The organism is Enterobacter sp. 342 (assembly GCF_036663495.1).
In the GTDB taxonomy this organism is placed as follows: domain Bacteria; phylum Pseudomonadota; class Gammaproteobacteria; order Enterobacterales; family Enterobacteriaceae; genus Enterobacter.
In genome coordinates this window covers 1-11,725 of record NZ_JAWUEI010000054.1, presented here as the reverse complement: position 1 = coordinate 11,725, position 11,725 = coordinate 1, and the positions used below count along the sequence as shown (strand labels likewise).

The window sequence follows — 11,725 nt, the reverse complement described above, 5'->3', positions numbered from 1 at the left end:
ATGTTCGTCTCATTCAAAAAACCTCCGCAACCCCATGTTTTCACATAACTGTTGCGTTGACCAATTGAATCTACAACGTTGATATTGATGTTGTTATCACCGTTGCGGTTATAGCCGCCGTGATTATCCCAGTCGTCATGGTGATGATCCCAGTCATCGTCATCATCCCAGTCGATGCTGCTGAAGATGGCATAGGTTGTCGCGATACCCAGGCTGAAGCCTAAACCGTTAACGAAGCTGTTGCCAAACTGCTCGCCGGGTGAAGGCGGGAGATAGGTGGGGGGATAGGCGGTGTTTGGCCAGGTTCCATAAACCGTATTAGGGTTGTAGGTGGGAACGTACACGACTTGCGGATCGGCAGATTCAATTTTGATCACCGTTGGGGCAGGTGCGGACGTTGTTGTTGTCGTGGTTGACTCGCTGGTGCTCGTTTTAGACGGTGCCGCTTTTGTCACTGTGGTGACTGTTTGTTGAGGTGTCGACTGTAAGGCTCCGGTCTTCTGCGCCAGCACGCGCAGGCGTTGAACGGAATCCATCACATCTTTGGGTTGCGCGAGAAACGCATCGCCCAGATTTTGTACCCACGGTGGGTTCTCTCCCATCAGTGACATTAACTGAGGAAAGGCGACCAGCGATTTTACACTGGGATCCCAGGGTTGGCTGGCAACGGCCTGAATAGCGGCGTCACCTTCCATTTTAGGGTTGTCTTTCGACCACTGAGCAGCCTGGATAACATTAGCCGGGTAGGTTGATGCCATCAAAATTTGCGACAGCAATGCATCCGGGTAGAGCGCGATAGGGGCAACCCACTGATCGATTTGCGCGGCAGAGTACGTAGGTGCCGCGGCAGGAGCAGGGGCTGGTTGGGCTACCGGTGCGACGGGTTGCTGTACGGCCGGTGTCGGAGCAGCAGGCTCCGTTGCACGACTGTTGACGAACATGACGCCAGAGGCAGCAAGCAGCCCGGTACTGCAAAGAAGAACAAGCAGATGTGGCTTAAAAGACAACTTCATAAAATGACTCCAACGAGACAAGCGCTGTGCCGTGAGGCGTTACGGTTGGCGTGAGTATTATTCACCCGTCTTTTACTGTTTTGACTTTTCTTGGGAAACCATCCGGGGTATCCGGATAAAGAGTGTGAGCATTTATTACACAATTATATGTGATGCTGGAAAAATCGCTGGAATTTCAGAAGGCCGCTCTTGCGAGCGGCCAGCAGCTAATTGCCGAGGTTGACGACAAACAGCACCGTGATGTCGGATATGTTCCAGCCACCGTGCTGCGCGGTAAGCAGTAAACCAATCACAACGATCAGCGCAGTGATTCGCATCTCCATTGCGTGCGTTCCTGTAAAGGCTACGCGGGTTCATTCTCCACCGGGAAAGGCAGAACCAGGCAAATGAGTACATTGCCGCGTAGGTTACGGAACTGCTCCCGGGCCCGGTGACTGGTTGCTACACCAGCGAAGCAGGCCGGGAGCAACAGTATTACAGTCAGTCAGAGCTTAGAAGAGGTGAAATGCAGTTACACCCTTTTTCATTCGAAACTGGATGGCGACTCGTAAACACCAAATAGGTACTTGCAGATCTTCTGACTCAGGAGCATTATTCACGCTGAGTGCATTGCCGCAAATCTGCCCGCCCGGTGTGCTACCACCGCAAGGCAACAAATAAACCGCTACCAGGCGGTTTTTTTGTACCTTCAAATCATCTCCTCTCCCCGCTACACCATGCTTAACGATTCAGCAAATTTTTTAATGTTGCTTTTTTGTAAACGGATTAACACTGTGCAGAAATCCTGCTATGCTGCCCGACGCGGTATCGGGCATTTACCCTACAAACTGCTGTCTCACAGGAGCGTGAAGAGAACGCCCGCCGCATATGACAATGAGAGCGAGGAGAACCGTCGTGCTAGAAGAATACCGTAAGCACGTAGCAGAACGTGCCGCCGAGGGAATTGTACCCAAACCTTTAGATGCAACCCAAATGGCCGCGCTCGTCGAGCTGCTGAAGAACCCGCCTAAGGGCGAAGAAGAATTCCTGTTAGATCTGTTGATCAACCGCGTACCGCCTGGCGTAGATGAAGCTGCCTACGTAAAAGCCGGATTCCTTGCTGCTATCGCCAAAGGCGATGCCACCTCCCCACTGGTTACTCCTGAAAAAGCGATTGAACTGCTCGGCACCATGCAGGGTGGTTACAACATTCATCCGCTGATTGACGCGCTGGATAACGACAAGCTGGCTCCAATTGCCGCAAAAGCGCTCTCTTCAACGCTGCTGATGTTCGATAACTTCTACGATGTGGAAGAAAAAGCGAAAGCGGGCAATGTCTATGCGAAGCAGGTGATGCAATCCTGGGCTGATGCCGAATGGTTCCTGAACCGTCCTGCTCTGGCTGAAAAAATTACCGTTACCGTCTTTAAAGTGACCGGCGAAACCAACACCGATGACCTCTCTCCGGCGCCGGATGCGTGGTCTCGTCCTGATATTCCTCTGCATGCCCTGGCGATGCTGAAAAACGCCCGCGAAGGCATTGAGCCGGATCAGCCGGGTAGCGTCGGGCCGATCAAACAGATCGAAGCCCTGCAGAAAAAAGGTTTCCCGCTGGCCTACGTGGGTGACGTTGTGGGTACCGGTTCTTCCCGTAAGTCTGCAACCAACTCTGTGCTGTGGTTCATGGGCGACGACATTCCGCACGTGCCGAATAAGCGCGGTGGTGGTCTGTGCCTCGGCGGAAAAATTGCTCCAATCTTCTTCAACACCATGGAAGATGCGGGCGCACTGCCGATCGAAGTGGATGTTTCTAACCTGAACATGGGCGACGTGATTGACGTTTACCCGTTCAAAGGTGAAGTACGTAACCACGAAACCAACGAACTGCTGGCAAGCTTCGAGCTGAAAACCGACGTGCTGATCGACGAAGTGCGTGCAGGTGGCCGTATTCCTCTGATTATTGGCCGTGGCCTGACGACCAAAGCGCGTGAAGCGCTGGGTCTGCCACACAGCGATGTATTCCGTCACGCGAAAGACGTTGCGGAAAGCAATCGCGGTTTCTCACTGGCGCAGAAAATGGTGGGTCGTGCATGCGGCGTCGCCGGTATCCGTCCTGGTGCATACTGCGAGCCGAAGATGACCTCTGTGGGCTCCCAGGATACCACTGGCCCAATGACCCGTGACGAACTGAAAGACCTGGCGTGCCTGGGCTTCTCTTCTGACCTGGTGATGCAGTCCTTCTGCCACACTGCGGCGTATCCGAAGCCGGTTGATGTGACCACACACCACACGCTGCCTGACTTCATCATGAACCGTGGCGGGGTTTCCCTGCGTCCGGGTGACGGTGTTATCCACTCCTGGCTGAACCGTATGCTGCTGCCAGATACCGTGGGTACCGGCGGTGACTCCCATACCCGTTTCCCGATTGGTATCTCCTTCCCGGCGGGCTCTGGTCTGGTGGCGTTTGCTGCGGCGACTGGCGTGATGCCGCTGGATATGCCGGAATCCGTTCTGGTGCGCTTCAAAGGCAAAATGCAGCCGGGTATCACCCTGCGTGACCTGGTTCACGCGATCCCGCTGTATGCGATTAAACAGGGCCTGCTGACTGTTGAGAAGAAAGGTAAGAAAAACATCTTCTCTGGCCGTATTCTGGAAATCGAAGGTCTGCCAGATCTGAAAGTTGAGCAGGCATTCGAACTGACGGATGCTTCCGCTGAACGTTCTGCTGCGGGCTGTACCATCAAGCTGAACAAAGAGCCGATTATTGAGTATCTGAACTCTAACATCGTGCTGCTGAAGTGGATGATTGCAGAAGGCTACGGCGACCGTCGTACGCTGGAGCGTCGTATCCAGGGTATGGAAAAATGGCTGGCCGATCCGCAGCTGCTGGAAGCCGATGCTGACGCAGAATACGCGGCAGTGATCGACATCGATCTGGCGGATATCAAAGAGCCAATTCTGTGTGCACCGAACGATCCGGACGATGCGCGTCTGCTCTCTGATGTTCAGGGCGAGAAGATCGACGAAGTGTTCATCGGTTCCTGTATGACCAACATTGGTCACTTCCGCGCGGCAGGTAAATTGCTGGATACCCATAAAGGCCAGTTGCCAACCCGTCTGTGGGTGGCGCCACCAACCCGTATGGACGCGGCTCAGCTGACCGAAGAGGGCTACTACAGCGTATTTGGTAAGAGCGGGGCGCGTATTGAAATCCCTGGATGTTCCCTGTGTATGGGTAACCAGGCGCGCGTGGCTGACGGTGCGACGGTAGTGTCTACCTCTACTCGTAACTTCCCTAACCGTTTAGGTACTGGTGCGAACGTGTATCTGGCCTCTGCGGAACTGGCGGCAGTTGCGGCGTTGATTGGTAAACTGCCTACGCCAGAAGAGTATCAGACCTTTGTCGCTCAGGTTGATAAGACAGCGGTGGATACCTATCGCTATCTGAACTTCGATCAGCTGTCCCAGTACACTGAGAAAGCTGACGGCGTTATCTTCCAGACGGCAGTGTAATAAATGCTCCCCTCTCCTGTGGGAGAGGGGCTGAAGGTGAGGGCATCAGGCCGCAGGGCCTTGCTCTCACCTTTTTATTTTCATTCCTCCAGCCTCTCACGCTTTTTTTCTGCCTCTCTGCTGCGATAATTACCCTAATGGCTTTGCAGAGGAAAATACTATGGATTACGAATTTCTGCGCGACATCACCGGAGTGGTGAAAGTGCGTATGTCGATGGGCCACGAAGCCGTTGGACACTGGTTTAACGAAGAGGTGAAAGAAAATCTCGCACTTCTTGATGAAGTTGAACAGGCGGCGAATACGGTGAAAGGCAGTGAACGCTCCTGGCAACGAGCCGGACACGAATACACGCTGTGGATGGATGGCGAAGAGGTGATGGTGCGAGCCAATCAGCTTGAATTCTCGGGTGACGAGATGGAAGAGGGGATGAGCTACTACGACGAAGAAAGTCTGTCGATGTGTGGTGTAGAAGACTTCCTTCAGGTGGTGAATGCATACCGCGAGTTTATGAAACAGAGGTAACTTCCCCGAAGCATCCTTGCTCCGGGTAACATTTACACGGCCGGAATATTGCGGCCGTAGTAGATTTCGCGCATCTCTTTCCAGAGCAGGTCAGTAATTGCCTTACGCTCTTCTTCGCTCAGATCTTCCGGCTTCGTGTGGAACATGTAGTGCTTAAGGTCGAATTCCTTCAGTAACATCTTGGTATGGAAGATGTTCTCCTGATACACGTTCACATCCATCATGTCGTACAACGCCTTCATATCCTCAGACATAAAGTTCTGAATGGAGTTGATCTCGTGATCAATAAAGTGCTTCATGCCGTTGATATCACGCGTGAAACCACGCACACGGTAATCAATGGTAACGATGTCGGATTCCAGCTGGTGGATTAAATAGTTCAGCGCGTTCAGCGGGGAGATCACGCCGCAAGTCGACACTTCAATATCGGCGCGGAACGTACACAGCCCACCTTCAGGGTGGCTCTCCGGGTAGGTATGAACGCAGATATGGCTTTTATCGAGATGTGCGACAACCACTTCCGGCAGCGGGCCAGGATGTTCCGTTTTGTCGATAAGTTTAGGATCGACCGGCTCTTCACTGACCAGTATGGTTACGCTGGCACCCTGAGGCTCATAATCCTGTCGGGCGATATTCAGGATATTTGCGCCGATAATCGAGCAGGTTTCTGACAGGATCTCGGTCAGACGGTTGGCGTTGTAGAGTTCATCGATATAGGCGATGTAACCATCGCGTTCTTCCGCTGTTTTGGCATAGCAGATATCGTAAATACAAAAACTCAGGCTTTTGGTCAGGTTGTTAAAGCCATGTAGTTTAAGCTTTTTCAATTAGCTCACCCCCTTAGTGGATAAGGCGTCCTGAAGATACTGTGGCAGCGCAAACGCTGCGGTATGAATGGCCGGATTGTAGTATCGGCACTGAAGACCTGCCTGATGGAAACGGGCCTGGATAATTTCGGTGGAGAGATGGCGCAACACGTCGTTATCCGTCGCCCAGGCAAAGGTCATGATCCCGCCGTAGTAGGTCGGAATGGCGGCCTGGTAGAAGCTGACGTCGCCAAAGTAGGTGCTCAGTTTGCGATGGCTATCGAGAGCTTCATCTTGCTGCAGGAAGCAGACGCCGTTTTGCGCGACGAAGATCCCACCAGGATTCAGGCAGCGCTTGCAACCTTCGTAGAAGGATGAGGTAAACAGCGATGCACCTGGGCCGATGGGGTCGGTACAGTCAGAGATAATGACATCAAAGGTCTGCGTGGTCTGATTAACGAAATTAACACCGTCGTCAATCACCAGTTTAAAACGTGGATCGTCATAGCTACCAGCATTGTGATTGGGCAGGTACTGACGGCAGAAAGAGACCACGCCCGCATCGATCTCCACCATGGTGATGGTTTCAATGGAGCGATGGCGGGAAACTTCACGCAGCATAGCCCCGTCGCCACCGCCGATAATCAGGACATGCTTCGCATGCCCGTGCGCCAGCAGCGGGACGTGGGTCATCATTTCATGATAGATAAACTCATCTCGCTCGGTCGTTTGCACGACGCCGTCCAGTGCCATGACACGGCCAAAGGCGGCATTCTCGAAGATGATCAGATCCTGGTGATCGGTTTTCTCATGATAGAGCACGTTATCAACGGCAAAGTACTGACCAAACTGGTCATGCAGTGTTTCATGCCACAACGTGTGGTCGGCCATACGCAGACTCCTCCTTTGTTAACATCCGTTACATTCACAAAAAGTGAGCGAAACATGATAGCTAACTCTCACCGTGGTTGCACGGCTACAGGCTCAACAAGGGGCGTCGGGAAGCTTATTTCACGTAGGCGAGCAGGCTGAGTGAATCGCGAGCCAGCGCTTTGCATTTTTTGGCAGTAGGGATACCAATACCGCTCAGGTCACGGTAGCTGTCTTCACCAAGTGTCTTCATGTCGAAGCTGTCGTAGTTGCTGAGATCCCATTGGTTCTGCTGAGCAAAAAAGACCAGCGCGCGGCGAATTTGCCCGTTGGGTAAATTCTGGTAGCCACAATCATTTTTCAGGAATACAAAAACCGCCGTCAGATCGGCCATATCTTCCGCTTCATTTTCACTTAGCGCATAGCTGTTCGCACACATTGCCATCAGGCTGGTGAACAAAATTGTCCTGAAAAACGTCTTCATTGCTTCTACCACTGCATCACGGAAAATCAACGTTAGCATACTTGATACCAGTGCGACGATCTTTATTATTGCCGCTTTACTTGACCTTCTGGTAAGGGGAGGGTTTATGCTCAAAAGATCGCCGGCTGGAAATAAGGAAATGAACATGCAACGTCGTGATTTTTTAAAATATTCCGTTGCGCTGGGGGTTGCCAGCGCATTACCACTGTGGAGCCGCACGGTTTTAGCGGCTGACAGACCTGCCTTACCCATCCCTGACTTACTGACTGCTGACGCCCGTAGTCGTATCCAGCTTGTTGTTCAGTCCGGTAAAACGACCTTCGGTGGGCACAACGCTACAACGTGGGGTTATAACGGGAATCTGCTTGGTCCGGCGCTTCAACTGCCCAGAGGGAAAGCCGTCACCGTCGATATTCACAACACGCTGGCAGAAGAGACGACGCTGCACTGGCACGGGCTGGAAGTGCCGGGCGAGGTCGATGGCGGTCCGCAAGGGATTATTAAAGCGGGCGGGAAGCGCACCGTGACCTTTACTCCCGATCAGCGGGCGGCGACCTGCTGGTTCCACCCGCATCAGCACGGCAAAACGGGCCATCAGGTGGCAATGGGGCTGGCAGGCCTGGTGCTGATTGAAGATGACGAAAGCCGCTTGCTACGTCTGCCCAAACAGTGGGGAATCGACGATGTGCCGGTGATTGTGCAGGACAAAAAATTCACCGCAGACGGTCAGATTGATTATCAGTTGGATGTGATGACCGCGGCGGTTGGTTGGTTCGGCGACACGCTGCTGACCAATGGCGCGATCTACCCCCAGCACGCCGCGCCAAAAGGCTGGCTGCGGTTACGTCTGCTCAACGGATGTAATGCGCGCTCGCTGAATTTCGCCACCAGCGATAAACGCCCTCTTTACGTGGTGGCAAGCGACGGTGGACTGCTGCCTGAGCCGGTCAAACTGAATGAACTCCCTATGCTGATGGGTGAGCGCTTTGAGGTGCTGGTGGATATCAGCGACGGTAAGCCGTTTGACCTGGTGACGCTCCCGGTCAGCCAGATGGGCATGGCCGTTGCGCCCTTTGATAAGCCGCACCCGGTGCTGCGGATCCAGCCACTGCAGGTTACAGCGTCGGGCACGCTGCAGGATACGCTGACGTCGCTCCCGGCGTTACCTTCCCTTGAAGGTTTAACCCAACGTAAGCTGCAGCTTTCCATGAACCCGATGCTCGATATGATGGGTATGCAGGCGCTGATGGCGAAATATGGCGATCAGGCGATGGCGGGGATGCACCACGGGCAGATGATGGGGCATATGAATATGGACCACGGCAAAATGGGCGGCATGGGGAACATGGGCAACATGAATCATGGTGACCATGGCTTTGATTTCCACAACGCCAACATGATCAACGGCCAGGCGTTCGACATGAACACGCCGATGTTTGCTGCCACAAAAGGGCAGTTTGAGCGTTGGGTGATTTCTGGCGAAGGCGACATGATGCTGCATCCATTCCATATTCACGGCACCCAGTTCCGCATTCTTTCAGAGAACGGCAAAGCGCCGGATGCGCATCGCGCGGGCTGGAAAGATACCGTCAGGGTTGAAGGAGGGGTCAGCGAGGTGCTGGTGAAATTTGACCATGCCGCGCCGAAAGAATCTGCCTATATGGCGCACTGTCATCTGCTGGAGCATGAAGATACGGGGATGATGTTGGGGTTCACCGTTTAGATTAGTGCGGCCTGATGCCCTGACCCTCTACCACCGGGAGAGGGAATAAACACAAAAACGGCAACCGAAGTTGCCGTTTTGCATATTACCGTAGGCCGGGTAAGGCGTAGCCGCCACCCGGCTTTTCAGTTACTTACTGTCGTCAGGCAGTGCATACGCGACAATATAGTCGCCCATCTTCGTGCCAAACGAACCGTGACCACCCGCAGAGATGACAACGTACTGCTTGCCATTCACTTCATAGGTCATCGGCGTTGCCTGTCCACCGGCTGGCAGACGGCCTTGCCACAGTTTCTCACCGTTGGTCATGTTGTACGCGCGCAGGTAGTTATCTGCGGTCGCCGCGATGAACAGCACGTTACCGGCGGTGGAGATCGGCCCGCCCAGCATTGGCATACCCATATTGAAAGGCACCGGAACCGGCATCGGGAACGGCATGCTGTCCTGTGGTGTACCAATACGTTTTTTCCACACAATCTGGTTCGTTTTCAGATCCAGACCGGAGATATAACCCCAGGCAGGCTGTTTACACGGCAGACCAAACGGAGACAGGAACGGGTTCAGTGTCACACCAAACGGTACGCCGTACTGCGGCTGGATACCGGCTTCGGTACCGCTGCCTTTCGCGTCTTTTGGCTGCTCCATTGGGTTGCCCGGACCACGTGGGATCAGACGGGAAACGAACGGTAGCGCCATTGGGTTGGCAATCGCCACCTGACGGTTCGGGTCAACGGAGATCCCGCCCCATTCGAACATCCCCAGGTTACCCGGGAAGACCAGCGTGCCCTGCTCAGAAGGTGGGGTGAAGATACCTTCGTAGCGCAGCTGGTGGAACATCACGCGGCAGACCAGCTGGTCAAACATGGTGGCACCCCACATGTCTGCACCGCTCAGATCTTTCTTCGGACGGAAGCTCAGGTCAGAGAATGGCTGTGTCTTGCTGACGTAATCGCCTTTTGCTGCGCCCTGCGGAACCGGTTTTTCCGGCGCAGGCACAACCAGTTTACCGTTGCTGCGATCCAGTACGAAGATGTTCCCGGTTTTTGCTGGCGCATAAATCACCGGAACGGTTTTGCCGTTAACGGTGATGTCCGCCAGTGTCGGCTGGGATGGCATGTCCATATCCCACAGATCGTGATGAACGGTCTGGTAGCTCCATGCCAGTTTACCGGTGGTCGCATTCAGCGCCACGATAGCGCTCGCGTAACGTTCCTGCTCCGGCGTACGGTTACCGCCCCAAATATCCGGCGTGGTCACACCCATTGGCAGGTAGACCAGGTCCAGCTTCGCGTCATACGCCGCTGGTGCCCAGGAGTTTGGCGAGTTAAAGGTAAAGGTGTGTTCATCTGACGGGATCGCATTGGGGTCTTTCGCGCCCGGGTCGAAGGCCCACAGCAGTTTACCGGTATTCACGTCAAAGCCACGGATAACACCAGAGGTTTCACGCGTGGAGAAGTTATCCGTTACCGAACCGGCAATCACGATAGTTTTATCGGTGATGATCGGTGGAGAGGTTGGCTCATACAGACCCGGCGTGGTATCCGGCATGTTGGTCTGCAGGTTCAGAATACCTTTGTTGGCAAAGGTTTCGCACAACTTGCCCGTTTCAGCGTTGATAGCGAACAGGCGGCCATCGTTTACCGGCAGCATAATGCGACGAGGGCAGTCGGCAATGACTTCCGGGCTGGCATTATCGGCACGTGCTTCGTGGTAAGAGACGCCACGGCAGGTGACATGCTGGAACGACGGGTTGGAATTGAGCTGTGGATCGAAGTGCCATTTCTCTTTACCGGTGGCCGCATCGAGCGCGAACAGACGCTGGTGCGCCGTACACAGATAAAGCATATCGCCCACTTTAATTGGCGTCACTTCGTTGGTCAGTTCACCTGGATCGTTCGGCATCTTCAGATCGCCAGTACGGAATACCCAGGCTTCTTTCAGGTTTTTAACGTTATCCGCGTTGATCTGCTTCAGCGGGGAGTAGCGTTGACCTTCCTGGTTACGGCCATAGGCCGGCCAGTCGCTATCCGCAACCTGAGAGATAGCCGCCGCAGGTGTGGATTCCGTGTTCAGCGTGCCTTTGATCTCCTGCGGGTCGTTAAAACCAGCCCAGGTCAGGATGCCACCGCTGATTAACAGGGCTACCACCAGCGCTACAACGGCACCACTGGAAGGTACAATCAGGCGACGCCAGACGAACGGCAGAATCAACCAGATACCAAAGAAGACCAGAATGTCACTGCGCGGCGTCAGTGCCCAGAAGTCGAAGCCGACTTCCCAGACGCCCCAGATCATGGTGGCGAGGAGTAATGCAGCATACAGCCACAGTGCGGATTGTTTTTTACGCCAGAGCAGGACAGTTACGCCAAGCATAACCAGGCCCGCAATCGGGTAGTACCAGGAACCGCCAATCGCGACCAGCCAGGCGCCACCGATTAACAGGTACAGGCCGCAGAAGGCGGCGAATAGCGCTGTTAGTGTCACCAGTAGACGCGGCTGTTGAGTTTTTGTTTCAGCCATAGAAAAGTACTCGTCAGTTTTGTTAATTATTTGCTAGCAATTAATTATAGGCATTAACAAATGTGATCGGAATCACAATATTTGCTTTTTACAACTCATACGCCAGGGTTATCCATTTGCTGATATAATGGCTGGCTTGCGTATCGATGCCGGAGATTAATTCATCCGCATTGAGAGATTTTCATTAAAATCATATGGTTAGTAATATGAAACATACTGTTGAAGCAAAAAACTATGTGTTTTCATGCTTTTAGGTGATTTCATGTTTTCTATGTTTTGATTTTTATTATCAGT

Annotated in this window: 8 protein-coding genes and 2 pseudogenes; 3 read left to right on the top strand and 7 right to left on the bottom strand. The window is 53.5% G+C overall.

What is annotated here, in order from left to right; genetic code table 11:
* Positions 1-9: 9 nt before the first annotated feature.
* The 3 genes and pseudogenes from V6E55_RS23850 to V6E55_RS23840 all read right to left on the bottom strand — a co-directional run.
* Positions 10-90, bottom strand: a pseudogene (locus V6E55_RS23850) (hypothetical protein); the annotation flags it as partial.
* Positions 75-1,013 (bottom strand): annotated as a pseudogene (locus V6E55_RS23845) (DUF3300 domain-containing protein); the annotation flags it as partial. The pseudogenes V6E55_RS23850 and V6E55_RS23845, both read right to left, overlap by 16 nt.
* Before the next feature lie 491 nt (positions 1,014-1,504).
* Positions 1,505-1,705 (bottom strand): hypothetical protein, encoded by a 201-nt coding sequence (locus tag V6E55_RS23840; protein ID WP_236920418.1) that lies wholly within the window; start codon positions 1,703-1,705, stop codon positions 1,505-1,507.
* 202 nt (positions 1,706-1,907) lie between these two features.
* On the opposite strand from V6E55_RS23840, the gene acnB reads away from it, so the two are divergent.
* On the top strand, positions 1,908-4,505 hold the full coding sequence (gene acnB / locus V6E55_RS23835) for a bifunctional aconitate hydratase 2/2-methylisocitrate dehydratase (protein ID WP_316944023.1): 2,598 nt from the start codon (positions 1,908-1,910) through the stop codon (positions 4,503-4,505).
* A 160-nt stretch (positions 4,506-4,665) separates the two neighbouring features.
* A complete protein-coding gene (gene yacL, locus V6E55_RS23830; protein WP_032649783.1) occupies positions 4,666-5,028 on the top strand; it encodes a protein YacL in 363 nt (120 codons plus the stop codon).
* A gap of 32 nt (positions 5,029-5,060) precedes the next feature.
* On the opposite strand, the gene speD is transcribed toward yacL, so the two are convergent.
* The 3 genes from speD to V6E55_RS23815 form a co-directional block, all read right to left on the bottom strand.
* The gene (gene speD / locus V6E55_RS23825) at positions 5,061-5,855 is read right to left on the bottom strand and encodes an adenosylmethionine decarboxylase (protein ID WP_028016711.1); all 795 of its coding nucleotides are present in this window, start codon (positions 5,853-5,855) and stop codon (positions 5,061-5,063) included.
* Positions 5,856-6,725: a polyamine aminopropyltransferase gene (gene speE, locus V6E55_RS23820; protein WP_129996671.1), complete on the bottom strand. Its 870-nt coding sequence runs from the start codon at positions 6,723-6,725 to the stop codon at positions 5,856-5,858.
* Positions 6,726-6,840: 115 nt separating this feature from the next.
* Positions 6,841-7,188 (bottom strand): YacC family pilotin-like protein, encoded by a 348-nt coding sequence (locus V6E55_RS23815; protein ID WP_114979156.1) that lies wholly within the window; start codon positions 7,186-7,188, stop codon positions 6,841-6,843.
* A 145-nt stretch (positions 7,189-7,333) separates the two neighbouring features.
* Between V6E55_RS23815 and cueO the strand changes: the two genes are divergently transcribed.
* On the top strand, positions 7,334-8,911 hold the full coding sequence (gene cueO, locus V6E55_RS23810) for a multicopper oxidase CueO (protein WP_129996670.1): 1,578 nt from the start codon (positions 7,334-7,336) through the stop codon (positions 8,909-8,911).
* A gap of 129 nt (positions 8,912-9,040) precedes the next feature.
* On the opposite strand, the gene V6E55_RS23805 is transcribed toward cueO, so the two are convergent.
* Complete coding sequence (locus V6E55_RS23805; RefSeq protein WP_236920417.1) at positions 9,041-11,431, bottom strand: glucose/quinate/shikimate family membrane-bound PQQ-dependent dehydrogenase; 2,391 nt, start codon at positions 11,429-11,431, stop codon at positions 9,041-9,043.
* Positions 11,432-11,725: the final 294 nt, after the last annotated feature.

Bases quoted from the DNA above. Each gene is read 5' to 3' on its own strand.
- yacL (WP_032649783.1), top strand. From the start codon at position 4,666: ATGGATTACGAATTTCTGCGCGACATCACCGGAGTGGTGAAAGTGCGT.
- speE (WP_129996671.1), bottom strand. From the start codon at position 6,725: ATGGCCGACCACACGTTGTGGCATGAAACACTGCATGACCAGTTTGGT.
- V6E55_RS23815 (WP_114979156.1), bottom strand. From the start codon at position 7,188: ATGAAGACGTTTTTCAGGACAATTTTGTTCACCAGCCTGATGGCAATG.
- cueO (WP_129996670.1), top strand. From the start codon at position 7,334: ATGCAACGTCGTGATTTTTTAAAATATTCCGTTGCGCTGGGGGTTGCC.
- V6E55_RS23805 (WP_236920417.1), bottom strand. From the start codon at position 11,431: ATGGCTGAAACAAAAACTCAACAGCCGCGTCTACTGGTGACACTAACA.